The organism is Azospirillum tabaci (assembly GCF_014596085.1).
GTDB classification, from domain to species: Bacteria; Pseudomonadota; Alphaproteobacteria; order Azospirillales; family Azospirillaceae; genus Azospirillum; species Azospirillum tabaci.
Map to the genome: position 1 here is coordinate 189,717 of NZ_JACCJY010000003.1, position 23,475 is coordinate 213,191.

The window sequence follows — 23,475 nt, forward strand, 5'->3', positions numbered from 1 at the left end:
TTGTGGAGGGTCCTCATGTCGCAGGCGTCGTCGTGGCTGCGCGGTGCCGCGCTGTACCAGATCTATCCCCTCAGCTTCCTCGACCGGAACGGCGACGGCTGGGGCGATCTGGAAGGCGTGCTGGAAGGCATCGGCCATGTGGCGTCGCTCGGCGTGCAGGGGGTGTGGATCAGCCCCTTCTATCCGTCGCCGCAGAAGGACTTCGGCTACGACATCACCGATCACCGGGCGGTCGACCCGCGCATGGGCCGGCTGGAGACGGTGGACCGCATCATCGAGGCGGCGCACGGCCACGGGCTGAAGGTGATCCTGGATCTGGTCTGCGGCCACACCTCGGATGCGCACCCCTGGTTCGGCGCCAGCCGCCGGTCGCGTGGCGGCGAATTCGCGGACTGGTACGTCTGGGCCGACCCGCGACCCGACGGCACGCCGCCCAACAATTGGCTGTCGGTGTTCGGCGGCCCCGCCTGGACGTGGGAGCCACGGCGGCGCCAGTACTACCTGCACCACTTTCTGTCCAGCCAGCCCGCCCTGAACCTGCACGACGAGGCGGTGCTTCAGGCGCTCGACGACACCGCGGCCTTCTGGCTGGAGCGCGGGGTGGACGGCTTCCGCATCGACGCGGTGGACTTCTTCGCCCACGACCCGCAGTTCCGCTCCAACCCCGCGGCGGCTTGGAGCGGGGCGGAGCCGCCGGCCAAGCTGTTCGCCCTGCAACAGCATCTCTACGACATGATGCACCCGGCCATTCACACCGTGCTGAGCCGGCTGCGCGCGGTGGTCGACCGCTATCCCGACCGGGTGCTGCTGGGCGAACTGTCGAGCCAGCCGGGCGCGGCGCGGCGCATCGCCGCCTATTGCGGGCCGCAGGGGCTGCACGCCGCCTACACCCTGTCGCTGGCCAAGCAGCCCTTCACCGCGCAGAACTTCGCCGGGGCGCTGACCGGCACGCCGCAGCCCGAGGCGATCTGCTGGAGCTTCTCCAACCACGACGTCGAGCGCGCCGCCAGCCGCTGGCTGCCGCCCGGCGCCGATCCGGAGCGCTTCAACGCCCTGCTGGCCACCCTGTTCGCCACGCTGCCCGGCACCGTCTGCCTCTACCAGGGGGAGGAACTGGCGCTGCCCAACGCGGTGTTGGAGCCGGAAGACCTGCGCGACCCCTTCGGCATTGCCTATTGGCCCGACTTCCAGGGGCGCGACGGCAGTCGCACGCCGATTCCCTGGCGGTCCGGCGCCGCCAGCGCCGGTTTCTCCAGCGCGGTCGAGACCTGGTTGCCGGTGGCAGAAACCCACCACGCCCTGGCGGTGGACGCGCAGGAGCGACGCCCCGGCAGCCCGCTCGACATCTGGCGGGAGGCCCTGCGCCTGCGCCGTCGTCATCCGGCGCTGACGCAGGGCGGCGTGGCGGCGGTGGAGGAGGCCGGCAGCGTGCTGGCCTTCGAGCGGGCAGTGGAGGGCGAAGACCTGCTGGCCGTCTTCAACCTCTCCGACCAGCCGGCGGAATACGCGCTGAAACGCAAGCCGCCGATGGCAGCACTCGACCTGCCGCGCCCGCCGGGAGCGCCGGCTCCCGAGGTCACCGCGGACGGGCGGACGCTGATCCTGCCGCCGCTCTCCGCCTTCCTGGGACGGCGCGGCTGACGGGCGCGCGTAATCCGTAGGGCCAGGGTAGACCTGTCATGCGCATTTGTGCGATGAATCGGAACGAAAACGCTGCTTTGTTACACTTGTGAAAATTCCCTCGCAACAAGTGGTCCGACGGGCTGCTTGAAACGAAAAGGGAAGGCGGAGTCCACGGGAGAAGAATCGTGAAAAGACGTGCGTTTCTGAAGTCGGCGGGTGCGGGCGCTGCGGCCGCGGGTGCGGGGCTGGCGGTGGCCGGCGTGGCCGCGCCGGCCATTGCGCAGTCGCAGCCGGAAATCCAGTGGCGCCTGGCGTCGAGCTTCCCGAAGAGCACCGACATCCTGTTCGGCGCTTCGGAGCTGATCGCCCGCCGCGTCGCCGAAAGCACGGACGGCAAGTTCCAGATCCGGGCCTTCCCGGGTGGTGAGCTGGTGCCCGGCCTCCAGGTGCTCGACGCCGTGCAGAACGGCTCGGTCCAATGCGGCCACACCTGCGGCTACTACTATGTCGGCAAGGACCCGACCTTCGCCTTCGACACGGCCATTCCGTTCGGCCCGAACGCCCGTCAGACCACCGCCTGGTTCCAGGCCGGCGGCCTGGAGCTGATGCGCGCCTTCATGAAGAACCACAACGTCATCCAGTTCCCGGCGGGCAACACCGGCGCCCAGATGGGCGGCTGGTACCGCAAGGAAATCAAGACCGCGGCGGACTTCCAGGGCCTGAAGATCCGCATCGCCGGCATCACCGGCCAGATCATGTCGAAGATGGGCGCCACCCCGACCCAGATCGCCGGCGCGGACGTCTATCCGGCGCTGGAGAAGGGCACCATCGACGCGACCGAGTTCGTCGGCCCCTACGACGACGAGCGTCTGGGGTTCCATCAGGTCGCCAAGTACTACTATTACCCGGGCTGGTGGGAAGGCGGGCCGAACGTCTCGCTCTACGTCAACCTGCAGGAGTGGGAGAAGCTCCCCAAGAGCTATCAGTCGATCCTGACGGCCGCCTGCGCCGAGGCGAACACCTACATGATCGCCCGTTACGACTCGGAGAACGCCAAGGCTCTGAAGCGTCTGGTCGCCAAGGGCACCATCCTGCGCGCCTACCCGCGCGACCTGATGGAGCAGGCCCACAAGATCGCCTTCGAGTATTACGACGAGCTGGCGAGCACCAACCCGAACTTCAAGACGATCTACGAAAGCTGGAAGCCGTTCCTGGACGAGACCCAGCTGTGGTTCCGCGTCGCCGAGCTGCCCTACGACAGCTTCGCGGCGACGGCCGGCACCAAGAAGTAAGAGCGTCCGCTTAAAAAGGGCCCCCATCCGCATCGCGGGTGGGGGCTTTTTCTTTTGGGATCAGCCGACGTCCTGCTGCGGCATCAGCGCCATCTGGCGCTTGGCGCCGGGCTGGGCCAGAACACGGGCGTGCCATGCCTGGACGTTGGGGTAGGTGGCGATGTCGATGTTCGACTCCTCCACGAGATCGATCCACGGGAAGGCGAAGATGTCGGCGATGCTGAGCCGCTCGCCCTCGATGAAGGGGCCCGCCAGATGGCGGTCGAACTGGGCCAGCCCGCTGGCCGCCGCGGCGTCGATCCAGGGCAGGGCGTTGGCGTCGCCGTGGAACTTGCGCACCGCGCGGGCGCGCTGGACCGGCAGCAGCACGTCGGCCAGCCAGGACAGCCACTCCGCCAGCCTGACCTTCTCCTGCTCGTCCCGGCCGCCGAACTGGCCGGTCTTCTCCGCCAGATAGGTCAGGATGACGCCCGATTCGGAAATGCTGAGGTCGCCGTGGACCAGGGTCGGCACCCGGCCGAAGCGGTTGATGGCGAGATAATCCGCCGACTTCTGCTGGCCGCCGCGCAGATCGACATGGCGGTAGGTGAACGGCACCCCGGCCATCGACAGAAACAGGACGACGCGGGTGGCGGGCTGCGAATTGAAATTGCCGTAGACAGTGAATTCGGCGGACACGGTCGAAGAACCCTCCATGCTTGGTCGCGCTTGGCCGCGCGGATTGCCGAAAACCATGACCGCAAGCCCGCCGGGACACCAGAGCAAATCGCAGGGTGCGACGCCGCGGGTTGAGGAAGGGGGTTTCGCACCGCTTCACCTCTCCCACATGTTATCAGAGCGGAACCGGGGCCAGCGCTCCGAAGGGACTGATGGGAGGATGGGCATGCGCCGTGTGGCCGCTGGAATGTTGATCGGGCTGATCGCCGCCGCCGTGGCCGGATCGGTGGGCGCGCAGCCGCGGCACGGCATGGCGCTGTATGGCGAGCCGAAATACGGGCCGGACTTCCGGCATTTCGATTACGTCAACCCGGGCGCCCCGAAAGGCGGGAAGGTGACGCTCCAGGCCATCGGCTCCTTCGACACGCTGAACCCCTTCACACTGCGCGGCGTGCCGGCGGCGGGGGCGACGCTGATTTACGACACGCTGATGACCGGGTCGGCGGACGAGGCCTTCACCGAATACGGCCTTCTCGCCGAAAGCGTGGAGATGCCGGAGGACCGCTCAGCGATCACCTTCAACCTGCGCTCCGATGCGCGGTGGCACGATGGAAAGCCCGTCACCGCCGACGACGTGGTGTTCTCCTTCACCATCCTGACGGAGAGTCATCCCTTCTACCGCAGCTATTACGGCGCCGTGGACAAGGTCGAGGCGGAGGGGGAGCGCCGCGTCCGCTTCACCTTCAAGCCGGGCGACAACCGCGAGCTTCCGATGATCGTCGGGCAGTTGCCGGTGCTGCCGAAGCATTATTGGGAGAGCAAGGACTTCCAGGCGACCACGCTGGACCCGCCGCTGGGCAGCGGTCCCTACCGCATCGCGTCCTTCGATCCGGGCCGCGGCATCACCTATGAGCGGGTCGCCGACTATTGGGGCAAGGACCTGCCGGTGAATGTCGGGCGGAACAATTTCGGCAGCATGGCCTACGAGTATTACCGGGACACCAGCGTCGCCCTGCAGGCCTTCCGCGGTGGGCTTTACGACTTCCGACAGGAGAACGTCGCCAAGACTTGGGCCACCGGCTACGACTTCGACGCGGTGCGCGACGGCAAGGTGGTGAAGGAGGAGATCGCCAACGAGGTGCCGGCGGGTATGCAGGGATTCGTGTTCAACACGCGCCGCCCGGTCTTCGCAAACCCCAAGGTGCGCCAGGCCATCGCCTACGCCTTCGACTTCGAATGGACGAACCAGACCCTGTTCTACGGCGCCTACAAGCGGACGGAGAGCTACTTCGAGAACTCGCCGCTCCAATCCAAGGACCTGCCGCAGGGCCGTGAACTGGCGATCCTGGAGCCGCTGCGCGGAAAAATCCCCGCCGAGGTCTTCGAGAAGACCTACCACCCGCCCAGCACGGAGGGCCAGAACGGGCTGCGCCGCAACCTCCTGGAGGCCAAGCGGCTGCTCGACGAGGCGGGGACCGATGTGCGCAACGGGGTGCGGGTCGACGTCGCGACCGGCAAGCCGCTGGACTTCGAAATCCTTCTCGACAGCCCAACCTTCGAGCGGGTGACGCTGCCCTTCATCGAGAATCTGAAACGGCTTGGCATCCGCGCCAGCATCCGCACGGTGGACACCACCCAGTACGAGAACCGCACGCGTGACTTCGATTTCGACATGGTGGTCCATGTCTGGCCGCAGTCCCTGTCGCCGGGGAATGAGCAGACCGGCTACTGGGGATCGGCCTTCGCCGACCGTCCGGGAAGCCAGAACATGGCCGGGATGCGCAGTGAGGCGGTCGATCACCTGATCGGCGAGATCGTCCGCGCCAACAGCCAGGAGGATCTGAAGGCCGCGGTGTCGGCGCTCGACCGGGTGCTGCTGTGGAACCATTACGTGGTGCCGCACTGGTACTCCGGCGTCTACCGCGTCGCCTATTGGAACCGGTTGAAGCGCCCCGACACCGTGCCGCCCTATTCCATTTCCTTCGACTCCTGGTGGCTGTCGGACGCCTCGTCCGCCGGCGCCGGCAAGTCGCCATGACGGGCGGAACGGATTCCATGGACGCGCAGTCGTTGGACAGGACGCGGACCATCCTTGTCGTCGATGACAACGCGCTGATGCGCAAGCTTCTGGTTCGCTGCCTGGAGGAGGGCGGCCACCGCGTCAGCGAGACGGACGACCCGCGGGGCGTGCTCGACCTGATGCGCGCTCTGAAGCCCGACCTGGTGATCATGGACGTGGTGATGCCCGGCCTGTCCGGGGTCGAGCTGGTCCGGATGATCCGCGCCGACCGGGCCTTGGCGAGGACGTTGGTCGTCGCGGTGACAAACCTGTCCACACCCACGGACATGCTGCGCTTTTCCAACGCCGGTTTCGATGCGCATGTGCCCAAGCCAATCCAGCCGAGGGACTTCCTGGCGACGATCAACGGCTATCTTGATGGCAAGGGGGAACGACTGTAAAAAACCATTTTTTACCAGGATGTTGAGTGAATTTCATGAACTGATTTCCGAAGTTTGGGCCTTCGCATCGAGAGGCTGCCAAAATGAATTAGGAACGACAGGCAGCGATCTGATAAATATAACTTTTATTGGATAAGGCCCGCCCTTCGACGCGCGATCCTGCTCTCTGACGAGCGATCTGTGCTATGGTCTGCCGCCATCGCCGTTTTCACCGCTCGCCATGAAACTCGCCATCGCCGTACCGCTGTTGCTGATGCTGATGGCCGTTCCGGCGGCTGCGGACCCGATGCGGGTGGAGCGGACCGATCCCGGCCATATGCGCGCTTTAAGTCGCTCCTCTCTTCCCAAAGAGGTCATTTCTCCTCGCACCCGCTACGTGCGCAGCCAGGCGGTCTACAATCTGCCGAAGGGGCTGGACGGGCTGACCCGCTACGACGCCGCCCTGTCAAGGCTGTGCCAGCGCGGCGCCTTCGGGCAGGAGACGGACGGATTCTACTGGGCACGAACGCCCGACAAGCGTTATGGCGTCGCCTTCTCCGGCGGGGCGAACCTGTCCGACCCGCAGAACAAGAGCAAGACCGGTCAGGTGTATTTCTTCGACGGCCAGGACAGCCGCTGCGACGTCTATGTCGGCGATCAGGCCAAACTGATGCCGCATTATGTCGGACCCTGAAAGAAGGCCCCGCCGGGCGGACGTCTCCGGGCGGGGCGGTCGCGTTCGTTACTTCGCCATGAACGCCGATATCGTGTCCCCGGCCTTGGCGATGTTGGCGATGCCGTCGAGATGGCCGAGGCTGGTGGTGATCGCGTCGCTGTAGGTGACCGCGACGCCCTGCTTCTCCAGCCGCGCCTTCAGCGGGTGCATGGCGCGCTCCGGCGGGAAGACGAGGTCGTCGGCGGATGGGATCAGCAGCACCGGCGCCTTGATCTTCGCCAGCCCTTCGTCCAGCGCGCCGCCGCCGCCCACCAGGAAGGTCTGGTTGGCCTTCACCAGATACAGGAAGTGGTTGGCGTCGCTGACCGCGGCGCGGGCCGCCGCCGCCTTGTCCAGCCACGCTTCGATGGCGTACTGGTTGTTCATGCTGGCGGCGGGGTCCTTGCCTTCCTCCGCCCAGCCGCGGCCGAAGGTGGCGTCGGCCCATTTCCAGTGGCGGGCGTGCAGGGTCACCAGCTTCAGCGCCTCGATCAGCCCGGCCTTGGGCTCCGCCTTGCTGTAGTAATCGCCGCCCTGCCAGTTCGGATCGACGCGGATGGGGGCCGCCCACAGGTTCAGCCAGCCGATCAGGAAGGGGTCGGCCTCGGCTCCACCGATCACCGCGACGACTCGCTTGACCATTTCCGGGTAGGACGCACCCCATTCCAGCGCCTGGAGCGATCCCATGGATCCGCCCATTACCGCGTGCAGAGATTTTACATTAAGACTATCCAGCAATGCCTTTTGAACATTGACAAAATCTCGGATGGTGACGATCGGAAAACTCATCCCGTAGGGCTTGCCGGTGTCCGGATTGACGCTGGCCGGGCCGGTGGTGACGACGGTCGGGTCCTTCGGCGACAGATTCACCAGCGTGTCGGAGCTGATGATGAAGAACTTGTCGGTGTCCAGAGGCTTGCCCGGCCCGATGATCGAATCCCAGTAGCCGGGGGCCGGGTCCTCCGTCTTGTACTTGCCGGCGGCGTGGCTGTTGCCGCTGAAAAAGTGGGTGACGAGGATGACGTTGTCCCTGGCGTCGTTCAGCTTGCCATAGCTTTCCCAGCCGATGCGGAGGTTCTTGATCGTTCCGCCGCCCACCGTGGTGTAGGACGGCATCTCGAACACCTTCTTCTCCACGAGGCCCTCGAAGGCCAGGGCCGGGGCCGCGCAGAAGAGGCCGGCGGCCAGGGCCAGGCCGCCGAGCCGTTTCGCCAGAGAACGCATGTCGTCCCTCCCGATTCTCAGGTCCCTATCGATGCGGGGAGGGAGTGTAAGTGGGTGCGACCGCCCGTCCAGGCGGGCAATCGGCCTAAACGGTTGGGGGAACTCAGCCCAGCCGGACGGCGGTTCCGTTGATCGAGACCATCAGCATGCCGTTCTCCTTGCCCAGCACCTCGTAATCGATGTCCACACCGACGATGGCGTCGGCCCCCAGCGCCCGCGCGGCGTCCTGCAAATCGGCGAAGGCGGCCTCGCGGGCGTCGCGCAGGGCGTTCTGATAACCGCCGGCCCGACCGCCGACGATGTCGCGAATACCGGAGAACAGATCGCGGAACATATTCACGCCAAGAATCGCCTCGCCCGCGACCATGCCCAGATACTGGGTGACGGGACGGCCTTCAACGGTGTCGGTGCTGGTGACGATCATCGGTTCCTCCGAATGTGGTTTTGCGCCCTCCAGATGGCGGCGCGCACGGCGTGTCGCAATGGGTGGGGAAGGGGCTCAGCGGGAGAGGAGGAGAGTCCGACGCGATACTGCGAAATCGCAGCGCATCCTCGGCGAAATTGCGACATAAGCGAAGAAACCTTGCGCGTTCATTCAACGTTCTCTCTTATAGGACGCTTTTTGGGCGGGGAGGACGGCGGAATGGACGACACGCGGCGGGCGATCCTGCGTTGGATGACCGGCGTGATGGAAGCCCAGGGCTGGAGCGCCGGGGCTTGGGCGCGGCTGGCCGAGGTCACTCCCACGAACATCACGCGCTTCCTGCGCGACCCGGCGCGGGGCAGCGTTCCCAGCGCCGAGACCCTGGGCCGATTGGCTCGCGTTGCCGGCTCCGAGCCGCGCTTCCTGGACGAAACCGCCTACCCGGCCGTTGCTCGGGTGCCGCTGCTGTCGGTCGAGCAGGTGCGGTCCTTTCTGGAACTTGGGCGCAGGGCGGGGGAAGCCTTCATCGCTGCGGCCCTGACGGGCGGGGCGCGGGGCATCGCTGTGGACCGCCCGGCCTCGCGTCGTGCTTTTGCGCTGACCATCGCCTCCTCCAGCCTGAATGCCGCCGGCGTCCTGCCGGATGACTGCGTGGTGCTGGAACCGCTGGACGTGCTGGCCCCGCAGGCGGGCGACGTGGTCGTCACAGTGGGCGACGGAACGGTGTGCGGCTACCGATTCTTCCCGCCTCATCTGCTGCCGGTCAGCACCGATCCCGGTTGCCGCCCGACGCCCATCGAGCGCGCCAATGTCGCCGGTGTCGCCGTTCACGTCACGCGCTGCCTGCGCGCCTGATCGCGAGCATTTGCCGGGAATCTCGAAGAAAATCCGCCTATCGGCGCTGCGAAATTCTTTTCCGCAGCCCCTTTGACGACGCGAATCCATAACCATCTGTGCCGAGTCGCCCGATTCGGTCACAGCGAGACCGCGGCGGCGCCGAATTCTACTTAGTTTTTTGAAAAGGTTCGAAGATTCGACCCTACGGCCAAGCCGCAGGTTCTCTTTTTGTTCTTGAATCCTGCATGTTCGCAGCCCATATTCACGCTACGGGGTATGGTTAACGCCACGAGCGCTGCGAAGACGCATCGGGCGCCCACCAGGACGGTGGCCAGAAACGCACGGAAACGGCTGGGGGCCGGCAGGGGAATGGCAATTACGGACGCGCAGCGCGCCGCGCGGGCAGGGCGTATCGGGTCTTCCGACGCCACCCGCGTCATGGCGGGCGACTGGCTGAGCCTGTGGCGCGAGAAAACGGGGCGCTCGGCGCCGGCCGATCTTGACCTCGTCGCCGCGGTGCAGATCGGCATCGCGACCGAACACTTGCACCCCCGCTTCGTTGAGAAGGCCACCGGCCTTCCCTGCGTGCCGGCGGAACGGACCTGGGTCCATCCGGAGCATGACTGGATGGTCGCCCACCCGGACTTCCTGACCTGGGATCTTTTGACGTGGGAGGATGATGGGGAGACCGGCGCGCCGGACACGCTGGTGGAGGCGAAATTCTCCGGCGGCTTCCAGACGGACGCGGAGTTGGCCCAGCGGTACCACTGGCAAGTCCAGCACCAGCTGGTGGTCACCGGGCTGGACCGGGCGATGCTCTCCATCCTGCGCCCCACCGGCCACGCGCTCGTCCGCGTGCCACGGCGGGACGCGGATTGCGGGCGGCTGATGGAGACGCTGGCCGCCTTCTGGTGGCACGTCGCCAACGATGTGGAGCCCGGCGACCCGCTGCCCGCGGAAGCGCCGACCTACGAGACCCGCCGGGTGGTGGATATGGCCCGGCACAACCGCTTCGCCGCCTTGGCCGCGGAACTGGTCGACCGCCGGGCCGCCGCCCTCGCCTTGCGGGAGGCCGAAGCCGCCCTGAAAGCGCTGATGCCCGCCGACGCGCGCATCGCCTTTGTGGCGGGAGAGGAACCGGGCCGCGGTTTGTACCTCGCCCGCGACCGCGAGGGACGCCTGTCGCTGCGCTACGGCGCGCCGCCACGGCGGGCGCTCGATACCGCCGAACCGTGGCAGCCCGCCACGGCCGATCCGTCCCCTGACCCGAGCCTGGACGCTGTGCTCAGCGGCGGCTGGGGTGAGGGGAGAGACGAACGCTTCTGACCAAAAGGGGAACCCGACGACCATGGGACGCATGAGCAAGACCGACACCGTTGCCGAAACCGAGAAGACCGTCAGCACGGCCGCTCCGAAGATCGCGGGTTCCCAGACCGCCGCCCCGGACCCCATGCATTTGTGGAACCGGCTGAAGCGGACGGACCCGAAGGCGACCAAGCCCTTCACCCGCTCCGGCGGCTTCCGCGGCACGCAGATCGACCCGACCTGGCGCCTGATGATGATGACCGAGGTGTTCGGCCCGGTCGGCAAGGGCTGGGGCTATGAGCAGATGGACTGGACCATCGCCGAACGCATGGTCTTCATCTGCGCCCGCGTCTGGTATCTCGACCCGGAGACGGGCGAGAAGTGCTGGACCGGTCCGCAGTGGGGCGGCACCGAGATGGTCCGCCGCCGCAACGGCATCGAGGCGCCCGACGACGAGTGCTTCAAGATGTCGATGACCGACGCGGTGGGCAAATGTCTGGTCCAGCTCGGCCTCGCCGCCGACGTGCATATGGGCCAGTTCGACGACAGCAAGTACCGGGAGGAGGCGGAGGCCTTCTACGCCGCCAAGTCCAACCCGGACCTGCAGCCTGCCGCCATCGCCGCTTTCGAGGAGGAAATCCGCAAGCGGCTCGGCGCCTGCCTGGACCTGGACGACCTGGAGGAGTTGTGGCGCACCGGCGCCGGCACCCGCCTGCGCGAGATCGGCACGGTGGACCGCACGGCCCAGCACCGCATCACGAGCCTGTTCGCCCAGAAGAAGGCGGAAATCCTGAAACAAGACGAAGAGGGCGGCGATCTGGAGGCCGCCTGAGCCACGCCCGTCCTGCGGCGTGGAAGGGAGAAGCCCTGCCGATGACACCCGCAAGCACCACCAAGCACACCCACGCCGAACGCTCTCCCAGCGGTCTTTTCCGCATGAGCGCCTGGGAAGGCGAGATGGAGCGCACCTACTCCCAGCTTCCGCGGTGGTATTGGAACGAGGCGGAACGCCGGAAGCAGTACGCCCGTTGGGTCGAGGCGGAGGCGGAATCGCTGGCCATGCGGCTGTCGGGGCTGCTCCGCCCCGACACCCCGGTGGACGCCGCCGGCCCGGCCCGTCTTCTGGTCGAATCTCTGGCCCGCGACGCCGAATGGGCGCGCAGCCTGGAAGACCGGCTGCTCCGCAACGCCGCGTGATCGAAAGGTCGCCTGATGTTTAAGAAGGATGCACGCGCCATGACCATCGAAGAGGTCCAGTCCCGGCTGCGCGCGGCCCACGCCCGGATCGGGCATGAGGGACGCTTTGCCCTGACGCTCACTTTGAACGGGACCGAGGACGGCTACATCACCCATTGGTTCCGCCCCGACCCGCACGCCTTCGAGGACTGCCGGGCCGTCGGTTCCGGCTCGATCGCCGAATGCCTCGCCGCCCTCGACCGCTATGTGGAGACCTACCGGCGCCAGCCGACGACGGAGGAGGTCGGTCGGACGATCGGCCTGCCGGACATGCCTCCGCGTGCCCGTCACGGCACAAGCTTTCTGATGGCCGCGGAGTGAGCGGGCGGGACACCGCGACCATTTCGTCGGCTGACGATCCCGCTCGCCATCCGTAAACTGCGGCCTTCCCGATCAGCGGAGCCGCAGACATGGATGGATCCGTTCTTGCCCTGTTGAGCATTCTCGGCGCCCTGGCCGTCGGCGCCGTCAGCCCCGGACCCAGCTTCGTCCTGGTGGCCCGCACGTCCATCGCCGTGTCGCGTCGCGCAGGACTTGCCGCCGCCTTCGGCATGGGCATCGGCGGCGTGGCCTTCGCCACATTGGCCCTCCTCGGTCTGCACGCCTTGCTGATCCAGGTCGGGTGGCTCTATCTGGTGCTGAAGGTCGCGGGCGGCCTTTACCTCGCTCACATGGCGGTGCGGATCTGGCGGGGGGCCGCGGAGCCCGTCCGCGTTCCGGACGGGGCCGCTGATTCCGACGGTGTCCTGCGCTCCTTCGGGATCGGTCTGGCGACGCAGATCAGCAACCCGAAGACCGCCATCGTCTACGCCAGCATCTTCGCTGCCCTTCTGCCGGCCTCGCCGCCATCCTGGATTCTGCTGGCCCTGCCACCCGGCGTGTTCCTGGTCGAGACGGGTTGGTACGCCATCGTCGCCGTGGCTTTCTCCGCCGGGCGCCCCCGCGCCGCCTATCTGCGGTCCAAGGCGTGGATCGACCGGTTGGCGGCCTCGGTCATCGGAGCGCTGGGCATTCGGTTGGTGATGGACGCGGCAAGGCCGTCTTGACGGACGCTGTCCCGCTCAGGCGGTGCCCAGTTCCAACCGGTTCTTGCCAAGGCGCTTGGCGCGGTACATCGCCTGATCGGCGCAGCGCAGCAGCACGCCGGCGTCCGCGCCGTCCGACGGATAGAAGACCATGCCCACGCTGGCCGACACCGACAGGTCCAGGCCGGGCAGGGGCCGGTCGATGGAGTCGATGACCTTTTCCGCCACGGCCCGTGCGTTCTCGACGGAGATGTCTCCTTCCAGCAGGACGGCGAATTCGTCGCCGCCGATGCGGGCGGTTGTGTCGCTGTTGCGCAGCGCGCCGGACAGGCGTTGCGCGGTGGTCACCAGCACCTCGTCGCCCTTTTGATGCCCGTGGGTGTCGTTGACCTCTTTGAACCCGTCGAGGTCGAGGAAGAGCAGGGCGAAGCTCTTGTCCTCGCGTTTGGCGCGGGCGATGGCGTGCTCCAGCCGGTCTTCGAAGCGGATGCGGTTGCACAGCCCGGTCAGCGCGTCGTGCCCAGCGAGGTAGCGAAGCCGTTCCTCCAGATGGTGCTGGGCGGTGGTGTTGCGGGCAATCCCCTCCACCCCGATGGGACGCCCGGCGGGGTCGCGTCGGATGTAGGCGTTGGCTGAGATCCAGAAGGTGCTGCCGTCCTGCCGCCGCATCGGCATGCGGTGGTCGCGGACCTCGCCGCCCGACTCCTCCAGCGCCGCGAGGAACTTGGCGCGCCCATCCTCCTCCACGTAATGGTCGGCGATGCGGGTGCCGATCACCGTCTCGGGAGTCAGGCCGAATTCCCGCGCGAACTGTGGGGAGGCCATGCTGACCCGGCCGTCCAGATTCGTACGGAAGAAGGCATCCGGCAGCTTTTCGATGACCGAGCGGAGGTCGGCCTCCGACTGGGCCAGCCGCTCCATCGTGGAGCGCAGCGCATCCTCCGACCGGGTGCGGCGCTGGAACTCCTGGCGCAGGAAACCCCACAGAACCAGAGCGGTGAACAGGACGAAGGCGGTGCCCTTGACGTTCTGGATCAGCACCACCTCGCCCAGACCGGCGGCGTCCAAAAGGCGGTCGGACCCCACCACCCACGCGGTGGCGAGGACCGTGTACAGTCCGACGATTCGGGTTGCCGAAGAGAACATGGGCGCCTATGCGGTTGGCGTCGGTGCACACTAGCCTTTGGCGCACGAACCGTCCATGGGGAGCGTACCGGCGCATGTCGGGACGCTCCCCACCTTGCCAAGCCTTACCGCTTCTTTCCGGCCTGCGCCCGCGCAAAAGCTTCGGCGAGGGCGTTGTTGATGGGCTCCGGGGCCTTGGCGGGTTTGGGGGGCGGCTTGGGTGCGGAGCCGCCCTTGCCGGGCGGCGGGCCGCGGCGGTCGTCACGGCGCTTGTCATCGCCACGCTGGCCCTCTCCCCGGCTTTGGCCTCTCTCCGGCCGCGGGGCGGCGTCGGTCAGGCGCATGGTCAGGCCGATGCGCTTGCGCGGGATGTCCACCTCCAGCACCTTGACCTTCACGATGTCGCCGGCCTTCACAACCGTGTGTGGGTCCTTCACGAAGCTGGTGGACAGCTGGGAGATGTGGACCAGCCCATCCTGGTGCACGCCGATGTCCACGAAGGCGCCGAAGGCGGTGACGTTGGTCACAACCCCTTCCAGAACCATGCCGGGCTGAAGGTCCTTCAATTCCTCGACCCCCTCCTGGAAGGTGGCGGTCTTGAATTCGGGGCGGGGGTCGCGGCCCGGCTTCTCAAGCTCCTTCAGGATGTCCTCGATGGTCGGCACGCCGAAACGTTCGTCCGTGAAGTCCTCGGCGTTCAGCCCCCGCAAGAAACGGGCGTCGCCGATGACGCTGCCGAGATCCTTGCCGGTCTTCTTCAGGATGCGCTCGACCAGCGGGTAGGCTTCGGGGTGGACGGCGGAGGTGTCCAGTGGGTTGTCACCCTCGCGGATGCGCAGGAAGCCGGCCGCCTGCTCGAAGGTCTTCGGGCCGAGGCGCGCCACGTCGAGCAGCTGCTTGCGCGAGCGGAAGGCGCCGTTGCGGTCACGGTGCTCCACGATGTTGCGGGCGATCGTCTCGTTCAGGCCGGACACGCGGGTGAGCAGCGGGACGGACGCCGTGTTCAGGTCCACGCCCACCGCGTTCACGCAGTCCTCCACCACCGCGTCCAGCGAGCGGGCGAGCTTGCCGCCGGACACGTCGTGCTGGTACTGGCCGACGCCGATGGACTTCGGCTCGATCTTCACCAGCTCGGCCAGCGGGTCCTGAAGGCGGCGCGCAATGGAGACGGCACCGCGCAGGCTGACATCCAGCTTCGGGAACTCCGCCGCCGCGGTTTCGGAAGCGGAATAGACCGACGCGCCGGCCTCGCTGACCACCAGCTTGGTGAGCTTCAGCTCCGGGTGGCGCTTGAACAGGTCGGCGACCAGCTTGTCCGTCTCGCGGCTCGCCGTGCCGTTGCCGATCGAGATCAGTTCCGCCCCGTGGCGCACCGCCAGGGCGGCGATGGTGGCGATGGAGCCGTCCCAATCGTTCTTCGGCTGGTGCGGGTAGACGGTGGCGGTGTCGACCAGCTTGCCCGTGGCGTCGACCACGGCGACCTTCACGCCGGTGCGGATGCCGGGGTCGAGGCCGATGGTCGTGCGCGGGCCAGCGGGGGCGGCCAGCAGCAGGTCGTGCAGGTTGCGGGCGAAGACGCGGATGGCCTCGTCCTCGGCGCGCTCCCGCAGGTCGCCCATCAGGTCGGTCTCGACGTGCGGGCCGATCTTCAGCTTCCAGGTCCAGCGGACCACGTCGGACAGCCACTTGTCGGCCGGGCGGCCCTGGTCGCGGATGCCGGTGTGGGCGGCGATGGTCCGCTCCGCCGGGTGGGGCTGTCCCTCCTCGACCGGCAGGTCCAGGCGGATGTCCAGCACGCCCTGCGTCCGGCCGCGGAACAGCGCCAACGCGCGGTGCGAGGGCACCTTCGCCCAGGGCTCGTCGAACTCGAAGTAATCGGAGAACTTGGCGCCCTCCGCCCGCTTCTCCTCGATCACCTTGGACGTCACCACGCCCTTGTCAGCCATGGCGGCGCGCAGCTTGCCGACCAGCTCGGCGTCCTCGCCGAAGCGCTCGACCAGGATGTGGCGGGCGCCGTCCAGCGCCGCCTTGACGTCGGCCACCCCCTTATCGGCGCTGACGAAGCCGGCGGCCTCGGCGTCCGGCTGAAGGGACGGATCGGCGAGCAGCCGGTCGGCCAGCGGCTCCAGCCCCGCTTCGCGGGCGATCTGCGCCTTGGTGCGGCGCTTCGGCTTGTAGGGCAGGTAGAGGTCTTCCAGGCGCGTCTTGGTGTCGGCCTGACGGATCTGCAGTTCCAACTCCGGCGTCAGCTTGTCCTGCTCGCGGACGGAGGACAGGATGGCTTCGCGCCGGTCCTCAAGCTCGCGCAGGTAGGACAGCCGCTCTTCCAGCGTGCGCAACTGCGTGTCGTCGAGCCCGCCCGTGGCTTCCTTGCGGTAACGGGCGATGAAGGGAACGGTCGATCCTTCGTCGAGCAGCTTGACGGCCGAGGCGACCTGGGATTCACGGACCGAAAGCTCGTCGGCGATGCGTTGGCTGATGGACGTGGACGGCATGGAGGACCGGTGACTGGTGAAAGGGAAGGGGCCTCCTATAGCGCGAAGCGGGCCCACCCGGCCAGTGCCGATCTGGGAGAGGGCGGGGAGACCGGTCCGGAGTGGACGCGCGAAACCGAAGCTCTCTGCTTGCGAAAAAGTATAGTTAAAGAAAAAGCCCGCTCTGTTTACGCGCTGTTAACCTTAATGGGCGCATATCTTCCCCTGCAACTTGGTTGCGTTTCCTCCCGAACAGACTCCGGCGGCTCCCAATTTGGTGAGCCGCCTTTTTTCTGTGCGCGTGGCGCCCAAAACACGCGCATCCGCAAGATGAATGCGACAGAGTTTTTCCCCTTGCGTTCGTTGGGAGAAACATCCTTACTGTTTGTGGGACTAATCCAAACGGATTCGCTGCCTTGGGACTGGTCGTTTCGGCAATCGCCTTCCTGTTCGCTGTGGCCGTCGCTGGCGCCGTGGCAAGGCGGCTGCCGCAAGCACCCACGGTCGTCTATGGCGGAACGGCGGGCGCCTGCGCGCTGATCGCGCTGTGGGCGGCGGTCCGGCTGGCCGGGGGCGGTCCGGACGCGGCGCTGGTCCTGCCGGTCGGGCTGCCCTGGATTCAGGCTCACCTGCGCGCCGACGCGCTGTCCGCCGTCTTCCTGATGGTCGTGAATATCGGCGGCATCACCGCCAGCCTGTTCGGCTGGGGGTACGAGCGGGCGCATCACGACCGCCACGGCGGTTCTCACGGCGGCTCTCACGGCGGCACTCAAGACGGGCCGGTCCTGCCGCTCTACCCGCTGTTCCTGGCGGGCATGAACATGGTGCTGATCGCCGCCGACGCCTTCACCTTCCTGCTGTCCTGGGAGTTCATGTCGCTGGCCTCCTGGCTGCTGGTTCTGTCCACCCACCGGGAGCCGGAAACGCCGAAGGCCGCGCGCCTCTACATCATCATGGCGAGCTTCGGGACGGCCTGCCTGCTGCTGGCCTTCGGGGTGCTCGCGACGGCGCATGGCGACTACAGCTTCGCCGCCATCCGCGCCCACGCCCCGGCGGCGGGGGCCGCCGCGCTCGTCGTGGTGCTGATCCTGCTGGGGGCGGGGTCGAAGGCCGGGCTGGTGCCGCTGCATGTCTGGTTGCCGCTGGCCCATCCGGCCGCGCCCAGCCACGTGTCGGCCCTGATGTCCGGCGTGATGACCAAGGTCGCCGTCTACGCGATGATCCGCGTGCTGTTCGACCTGCTGGGCGAGCCGGAGTGGTGGTGGGGCGGGGTGACCATGGGCTTCGGCGCCCTGACCGCCGTGATGGGCGTGCTCTACGCGCTGATGCAGGACGACGTGAAGAGGCTGCTCGCCTATTCGACGGTGGAGAACATCGGCGCCATCGTCATCGCGCTGGGACTGGCGCTGGTCTTCAAGGCCGCCCACACGCCGGTGATTGCCGCGCTCGCCCTGGCGGCGGCGCTGCTGCACGTGGTCAACCACTCCCTGTTCAAAAGCCTGCTGTTCTTCGCGGCGGGCGCCATGCTGACCGCTACGGGGTCACGCGATCTGAACCGGCTGGGCGGGCTGATCCACCGGATGCCGACCACCGCCGTCCTCGCCCTCATCGGCGCCGCGGCGATCTCGGCCCTGCCGCCGCTCAACGGCTTCGTCGGGGAATGGCTGCTGTTCCAGGCCATCCTGAACGCCCCGGCTTTGTCGGCATGGTCGCTGAAGATCGAGATCGCCGTGGTCGGTGCCGCCCTGGCGCTCGCCACCGCGCTCGCCGGCGCCTGCTTCGTGCGGCTCTACGGCATCGCCTTCCTGGGACGGCCGCGGTCGCGCGCCGCCGGGGAGGCGGTGGAGGTCGGGCGGGCGATGCGGCTGGGGATGGCGGTTCCGGCGGTGCTCTGCGTCGTTCTCGGCGTGCTTCCGACCCCGTTGATCCGCCTGTTCGAGCCGGCGCTGCGCCTGCTGGTGGAGGCCGGGCCGTTCGACGGGCGCGCCTACCAGCCCTGGTTCTGGCTGGCCCCGACCTCGGCCATCGGCAACTCCTACAACGGCCTGATCATGCTGGTGGTGATCGCGCTGCTGTCGGTCGTGCTGGTGCTGGGCATCCACCGCAAGGCAAGCGACCGGGTGCGCTGGTCGATCCCCTGGGGCTGCGGCTTCGACGGCCCGGACCCGGCGGCGGTCACGCAATACACGGCGTCCAGCTTCGGCCAGCCGATCCGGCGCGCCTTCGGCAGCACGGTGTTCCGCGCCCGCGACCATGTGGACATGCCGGCACCGGGCGACACGCGCCCCGCCCGCCTGTCGGTGACCTGGACCGACCCGGCCTGGGTCGTGGTGGTCGAACCGCCGGCCCGCGCGGTGGGCTGGCTGGCCGAGAAGGCCAACCGCTTGCAGTTCATGACCATCCGCCGCTACCTCACCCTGATGTTCCTGGCGCTGGTCGTGCTGCTGGTGATGGTGGCGGTGACGCAACGATGACGCTGCTGCTCGCCACCCTCCATCAGATCCTGCAAATGCTGCTGGTGCTGACCTTGGCGCCGCTGCTGACCGGCTGGGTGAGGCTGGTGAAGGCGCGGCTGGTCGGACGGCGGGGGCCATCCGTGCTCCAGCCCTACCGCGACCTGCTGCGGTTGCTGCGCAAGGAGGTCGTGCTGGCCCGCAACGCCTCCTGGCTGTTCCGCTCCGTGCCCTACATGATGTTCACGGCGATCTGGCTGGCGGCGGGGCTGGTTCCGGTCTTCACCACGCAACTGGCCCTCGCCCCCACGGCGGACCTGATCGCGTTGATCGCCCTGCTCGGTTCCGCGCGCTTCTTCCTGGCGCTCGCCGGGATGGACACGGGGACGAGCTTCGGCGGCATCGGCTCGTCGCGCGAGATGATGATCGCGGCGCTTGCCGAACCGGCGATGCTGATGATCGTTTTCTCGGTGGCGATCCTGGTCCGCAGCACCTCGCTGGCCGAGATCGCCGATTTCATGATGTCCGGCGCGGTCGGGCTGCGCATCTCCCTGGCCCTGGCGCTGATCGCGCTGGTGATGGTGGCGATCGCCGAGAACGCGCGCATCCCCATCGACAACCCGGCCACGCATCTGGAACTGACCATGGTGCACGAGGCCATGGTGCTGGAATATTCCGGCCGCCATCTCGCCTTGGTCGAGGCGGCGAGCATGCTCAAGCTGCTGCTCTACATGGCGCTGATTGCCTGCGTCTTCGCGCCCTGGGGCATGGCCACCGCCGGGTCCGGCGTGGCGGCGGCGCTGGGCGGCATGGTCGTTTTCGTGGCGAAGCTGGCCGTCGGCGGGACCTTGCTGGCGCTGTTCGAGACGTCCATCGCCAAGATGCGCGTCTTCCGCGTCGGCGAGTTCCTCGGCGGCGCCCTGCTGCTGAGCCTGCTCGGCGCGATCTTCCTCTACGTGTCGCGGGGGGTGTGAGGTGAGCGACCTGGGTTATGACGCCGCGCACATGCTGGGGGCCGTCGTCCTGCTGATGAGCTTCGCCCTGCTCTACCAGCGGCGGCTGTTCTCGCTGCTCAACGTCTTCACCATGCAGGCCCTGGCGCTGACCGCGACGGCGGCGTGGCAGGCCTATTCTCATGGGGAGCCGCACCTCTACATCACCGCGCTGCTGACGCTGGTCCTCAAGGCCATCCTGATCCCGGTGGCGCTGCACCGCATCGTCGTGAAGATGAAGATCCACCGCACCATCGAGCCGGCGCTGGGGATCGGGCTGACGATGGTGGCCGGCGTGTCGCTGGTCACCCTGTCGATTCTGCTGGTGCTGCCGGTGACCGCCGACGCCACCGCCCTGACCCGCGAGAATCTGGCGCTGTCGCTGTCGGTCGTCCTGCTCGGTCTGCTGATGATGATCTCCCGGCGCAACGCGGTCAGCCAGGTGGTCGGCTTCATGTCCATCGAGAACGGGCTGATCCTGGCGGCGGTCGGGGTCGCCGGCATGCCGCTGGTGGTCGAGATGTCGGTGGCCTTCTCCGTCATGGTGGCCTTCATCATCTTCGGCATCTTCCTGTTCCACATCCGCGAGCGGTTCGACACGCTCGACATGCAGAAGATCGAGAGCTTCCGGGGGGAAAGCGATTGAGCGCCGTCGCCGTCATCGTCGCCACCCCGCTGATCGGCGCCGCCGTCCTCGCCCTGGTTCCCGGCCACCGGCTGGGCGCGCGGCTGAACATCGGCTTCTCCACCGTCACGCTGCTGGCGTCGTTGGTCCTGTTCGGGCTGGAGCCGTCGAGCGGGGCGCTGTTCGTGGTGGACGCCTTCAACATCTACCTGATCGCGCTCACCGCCTTCGTCGGGCTGACCACCAGCGTCTTTTCCGCCAGCTACATCGCCCACGAGATCGCGGTGGGAAAGCTGGACGAGCGCAAGCTGCGCTTCTACCACGCCATGTACCAGGCCTTCATGTTCACCATGCTGCTGGCCCTGTCGGCCAACAACCTGGGCGTCATGTGGGTGGCGGTGGAGGGGGCGACGCTGACCACCGTCCTGATGGTCAGCTTGTACCGCACCGCGGCCAGCATCGAGGCGGCGTGGAAGTACTTCATCCTGTGTGGCGTCGGCATCGCGCTCGCGCTGTTCGGCACCATCCTGATGTACATGGCCGCCCAGCCGGTGATGGGGCCGGGCATGGCGGCGATGACCTGGACGGAGCTGATGGATCATGTCGCCAAGATCAGCCCGGCGATCCTCAACCTCGCCTTCGTCTTCCTTCTGATCGGCTACGGCACCAAGGTCGGGCTGGCGCCTCTGCACGCCTGGCTGCCGGACGCCCACGCGGAGGGGCCGACGCCGATTTCCGCGGTGCTGTCCGGCCTGCTGCTGAACGTGGCGCTCTACGCCGTGCTGCGCTTCAAGATGCTGCTGGCGGCGAACGGGCAGGCCATCGCGCCGGGGCCGCTGATGATCGCCATGGGACTGGCCTCGCTGCTCCTGGCCGGGCTGATGCTCTACCGGCGGCGCGACGTGAAGCGCTTCTTCGCCTACAGCTCCATCGAGCATATGGGCATCATCACCTTCGCCTTCGGCATGGGCGGGCCGCTCGCCAACTTCGCGGGGCTGCTGCACATGGCGATGCACAGCCTGACCAAGTCGGCCATCTTCTACGCGGTCGGCCACGCCGTGCAGGTCACGGGCACGCAGCGGATGGACCGGATTTCCGGCCTGACAGTCAGCCATCCCGCCCTCGGCTGGGGCCTGCTGGCCGGGGTGGTGGCCATCGCCGGGCTGCCGCCCTTCGGCGTCTTCATGAGCGAGTTTCTTCTGGTCACCAGCACCTTCGCGCGGGAACCTCTGCTGGCCCTGCCGCTTGTGGTCGGCATCCTGGTCGCCTTCGGAGCGCTGGTGCTGCGGGTCCAGCAACTGTGTTTCGGGGCGCCGGGCGGGGTGGAGGGCGGCGGTGCGTCGGTGGAGCCGGTGCCGGTGCAAGGAACCTTGGTTCCGCTCTACGCGCATCTGGCGCTGGTTCTGGTGGCGGGGGTTTGGCTGCCGGGTCCGCTGGTCGCGTGGTTCCAGACCGTCGCGGCGCTGCTGGGGTAGGGGAGGCGGCATGTACGGGGAAGAACCGCTGTTCGGCCTGTTGAACCGCGTCGGCACGCCGGTCGAGGGGCACCGGCCCTGGCCGCGCTACCGGCTGGGCCGCGACGGCTGGCTGCGCCTGATCGAGGGGCTGGCGGGCAACGCCTGGAGCCTTCTCGGCCTGTGGGGGGAGCCGAAAGCGGTCCATGCCGCCTTCCGCGAGGATTTCTCCGGCGACGTCGCGGTGGTCAGCCTCGACTGCCCGCAAGGCCGTTTTCCGAGCCTGAGCGCTGTGCGCCCCGCCGCCAACCGGCTGGAGCGCGCCGCCCACGACCTTTACGGCCTGACGGCGGAGCGCACGACCGACCCACGCCCCTGGCTGGACCATGATGCCTGGGGCGTGCGCCGCCCCCTGTCGGAACAGCCGGCAGCCCCGGTGCCCAACCCCGGCCCCTACACCTTCCTGCCAGTCGAAGGCGAAGGGCTGCACCAGATTCCGGTCGGCCCCGTTCATGCCGGCATCATCGAGCCCGGCCATTTCCGCTTCACCGCCAACGGCGAGACCGTTGTCCGGCTGGAGGAGCGGCTCGGCTACGTCCACCGCGGGGTTGAGGGGCTGATGCAGGGCAGGCCGGTGACGGAGGCGGCGAAGCTGGCCGCCCGCATCTCCGGCGACGCGACGGTGGCGCACAGCCTCGCCTTCGCCCGCGCCGTTGAGGCGGCGCTCGGCATCGAGGTGCCGGCGCGGGCGGTGTGGCTGCGCGCCCTGATGGCCGAGCTGGAGCGGATTGCCAACCATCTGGGCGACATCGGCGCCATCTGCAACGACGCCGCCTTCGCCTTCATGCTGGCCCAGACCAGCCAGTTGCGGGAGCGCGTGCTGCGCACGGCGGACGCCTGCTTCGGACACCGGCTGATGATGGACCGGGTGATCCCCGGCGGCGTCGCCTCCGATCTGCCGGAGCGCGGCGCGGGCCTGCTGCTGGAGCTAGTGGCGGAGTTGCGGAAACGCTTCCCGCCTCTGGTCGCCATCTATGACGGCAAGGCGTCCTTGCAGGACCGAACGGTAACGACGGGGATTGTGTCCGCCGATCTCGTCACCCGCTTCGGTGCCGGGGGGCATGTCGGCCGCGCCTCGGGCCGCGACCAGGACGCCCGTCGAAGCCCCGGCTACGCACCCTATGACGAACTGGCTTTCGAGGTGCCGGTGCTGACCGAGGGCGACGTGAACGCCCGCGTCTGGGTCCGCATCCGCGAGGTGGAGCAGTCCTTGTCCCTGATCGAGCAGATCGTGGTCCGCCTGCCAGCGATCTCGCGGGGCCTGGACCACCCGTCGATCCCGCTGGAGTCCGGGCGGGGCGGGGAGGGCATGGCCCTGGTCGAATCCTTCCGTGGCGAGATTCTGACCTGGGTGCGGCTGGACGCGGAGGGCGTCGTCACCCGCTGCCACCCGCGCGACCCGTCCTGGTTCCAGTGGCCGTTGCTGGAAGCGGCCATCGGCGGCAACATCGTCGCCGACTTCCCACTGTGCAACAAGTCGTTCAATTGTTCCTATGCGGGACACGACCTGTAAGG

At 67.7% G+C, this 23,475-nt stretch carries 21 protein-coding genes; 16 read left to right on the top strand and 5 right to left on the bottom strand.

The window, feature by feature from the left end; genetic code table 11:
- The first annotated feature begins 15 nt into the window (after positions 1 to 15).
- Entirely contained in the window at positions 16 to 1,641 is a 1,626-nt protein-coding gene (locus H0B54_RS05950; protein WP_188259607.1) for an alpha-glucosidase family protein, read from the top strand.
- Between the two features lie 167 nt (positions 1,642 to 1,808).
- Positions 1,809 to 2,915: a TRAP transporter substrate-binding protein gene (locus H0B54_RS05955; RefSeq protein ID WP_094302501.1), complete on the top strand. Its 1,107-nt coding sequence runs from the start codon at positions 1,809 to 1,811 to the stop codon at positions 2,913 to 2,915.
- A 60-nt stretch (positions 2,916 to 2,975) separates the two neighbouring features.
- Here H0B54_RS05955 and H0B54_RS05960 read toward each other — a convergent pair whose 3' ends face one another.
- Positions 2,976 to 3,593: a glutathione S-transferase family protein gene (locus H0B54_RS05960; protein ID WP_343068908.1), complete on the bottom strand. Its 618-nt coding sequence runs from the start codon at positions 3,591 to 3,593 to the stop codon at positions 2,976 to 2,978.
- 205 nt (positions 3,594 to 3,798) lie between these two features.
- Between H0B54_RS05960 and H0B54_RS05965 the strand changes: the two genes are divergently transcribed.
- From H0B54_RS05965 to H0B54_RS05975, 3 genes are all read left to right on the top strand, one after another.
- Entirely contained in the window at positions 3,799 to 5,610 is a 1,812-nt protein-coding gene (locus H0B54_RS05965) for an extracellular solute-binding protein (RefSeq protein WP_188259609.1), read from the top strand.
- A gap of 17 nt (positions 5,611 to 5,627) precedes the next feature.
- A complete protein-coding gene (locus tag H0B54_RS05970) occupies positions 5,628 to 6,032 on the top strand; it encodes a response regulator (RefSeq protein ID WP_188259610.1) in 405 nt (134 codons plus the stop codon).
- A gap of 220 nt (positions 6,033 to 6,252) precedes the next feature.
- A complete protein-coding gene (locus H0B54_RS05975; RefSeq protein WP_188259611.1) occupies positions 6,253 to 6,705 on the top strand; it encodes a hypothetical protein in 453 nt (150 codons plus the stop codon).
- 48 nt (positions 6,706 to 6,753) lie between these two features.
- Here the strand turns inward: H0B54_RS05975 and H0B54_RS05980 are convergent, their stop codons facing one another.
- The gene (locus H0B54_RS05980) at positions 6,754 to 7,950 is read right to left on the bottom strand and encodes an E22 family MetX-like putative esterase (protein WP_188259612.1); all 1,197 of its coding nucleotides are present in this window, start codon (positions 7,948 to 7,950) and stop codon (positions 6,754 to 6,756) included.
- Positions 7,951 to 8,053: 103 nt separating this feature from the next.
- Complete coding sequence (locus tag H0B54_RS05985) at positions 8,054 to 8,374, bottom strand: heavy metal-binding domain-containing protein (RefSeq protein ID WP_014197078.1); 321 nt, start codon at positions 8,372 to 8,374, stop codon at positions 8,054 to 8,056.
- Positions 8,375 to 8,593: 219 nt separating this feature from the next.
- On the opposite strand from H0B54_RS05985, the gene H0B54_RS05990 reads away from it, so the two are divergent.
- The 6 genes from H0B54_RS05990 (at position 8,594) to H0B54_RS06015 (ending at position 12,798) form a co-directional block, all read left to right on the top strand.
- Positions 8,594 to 9,229 carry an XRE family transcriptional regulator gene (locus H0B54_RS05990; protein ID WP_188259613.1) on the top strand — a complete coding sequence of 212 codons (636 nt, stop codon included), beginning with the start codon at positions 8,594 to 8,596 and terminating at the stop codon, positions 9,227 to 9,229.
- A 351-nt stretch (positions 9,230 to 9,580) separates the two neighbouring features.
- Positions 9,581 to 10,537, top strand: coding sequence for a YqaJ viral recombinase family protein (locus H0B54_RS05995; RefSeq protein WP_188259614.1), 957 nt, complete (start codon positions 9,581 to 9,583; stop codon positions 10,535 to 10,537).
- 31 nt (positions 10,538 to 10,568) lie between these two features.
- Entirely contained in the window at positions 10,569 to 11,348 is a 780-nt protein-coding gene (locus tag H0B54_RS06000) for a hypothetical protein (protein WP_246472354.1), read from the top strand.
- Between the two features lie 41 nt (positions 11,349 to 11,389).
- A complete protein-coding gene (locus H0B54_RS06005) occupies positions 11,390 to 11,713 on the top strand; it encodes a hypothetical protein (RefSeq protein ID WP_246472355.1) in 324 nt (107 codons plus the stop codon).
- Between the two features lie 39 nt (positions 11,714 to 11,752).
- On the top strand, positions 11,753 to 12,073 hold the full coding sequence (locus H0B54_RS06010; protein ID WP_188259616.1) for a hypothetical protein: 321 nt from the start codon (positions 11,753 to 11,755) through the stop codon (positions 12,071 to 12,073).
- Positions 12,074 to 12,162: 89 nt separating this feature from the next.
- Positions 12,163 to 12,798 (top strand): LysE family translocator, encoded by a 636-nt coding sequence (locus H0B54_RS06015; protein WP_188259617.1) that lies wholly within the window; start codon positions 12,163 to 12,165, stop codon positions 12,796 to 12,798.
- A gap of 15 nt (positions 12,799 to 12,813) precedes the next feature.
- Here the strand turns inward: H0B54_RS06015 and H0B54_RS06020 are convergent, their stop codons facing one another.
- Both H0B54_RS06020 and H0B54_RS06025 read right to left on the bottom strand, forming a co-directional pair.
- Complete coding sequence (locus H0B54_RS06020) at positions 12,814 to 13,923, bottom strand: diguanylate cyclase domain-containing protein (RefSeq protein WP_094302510.1); 1,110 nt, start codon at positions 13,921 to 13,923, stop codon at positions 12,814 to 12,816.
- Positions 13,924 to 14,027: 104 nt separating this feature from the next.
- Complete coding sequence (locus tag H0B54_RS06025; RefSeq protein ID WP_188259618.1) at positions 14,028 to 16,397, bottom strand: Tex family protein; 2,370 nt, start codon at positions 16,395 to 16,397, stop codon at positions 14,028 to 14,030.
- 395 nt (positions 16,398 to 16,792) lie between these two features.
- On the opposite strand from H0B54_RS06025, the gene hyfB reads away from it, so the two are divergent.
- The 5 genes from hyfB to H0B54_RS06050 are packed head-to-tail and all read left to right on the top strand — an operon-like array spanning position 16,793 to position 23,473.
- Positions 16,793 to 18,850, top strand: coding sequence for a hydrogenase 4 subunit B (gene hyfB, locus H0B54_RS06030; RefSeq protein WP_211109207.1), 2,058 nt, complete (start codon positions 16,793 to 16,795; stop codon positions 18,848 to 18,850).
- The gene (locus tag H0B54_RS06035) at positions 18,847 to 19,803 is read left to right on the top strand and encodes a respiratory chain complex I subunit 1 family protein (protein WP_188259619.1); all 957 of its coding nucleotides are present in this window, start codon (positions 18,847 to 18,849) and stop codon (positions 19,801 to 19,803) included. The genes hyfB and H0B54_RS06035 overlap by 4 nt, the downstream gene beginning before the upstream one ends.
- 1 nt (position 19,804) lies before the next feature.
- Positions 19,805 to 20,467, top strand: coding sequence for a hydrogenase-4 component E (locus H0B54_RS06040; protein WP_094302513.1), 663 nt, complete (start codon positions 19,805 to 19,807; stop codon positions 20,465 to 20,467).
- On the top strand, positions 20,464 to 21,921 hold the full coding sequence (locus H0B54_RS06045) for a hydrogenase 4 subunit F (RefSeq protein WP_188259620.1): 1,458 nt from the start codon (positions 20,464 to 20,466) through the stop codon (positions 21,919 to 21,921). The genes H0B54_RS06040 and H0B54_RS06045 overlap by 4 nt, the downstream gene beginning before the upstream one ends.
- 10 nt (positions 21,922 to 21,931) lie before the next feature.
- The gene (locus tag H0B54_RS06050; RefSeq protein WP_188259621.1) at positions 21,932 to 23,473 is read left to right on the top strand and encodes a hydrogenase large subunit; all 1,542 of its coding nucleotides are present in this window, start codon (positions 21,932 to 21,934) and stop codon (positions 23,471 to 23,473) included.
- Positions 23,474 to 23,475 lie beyond the last annotated feature (2 nt).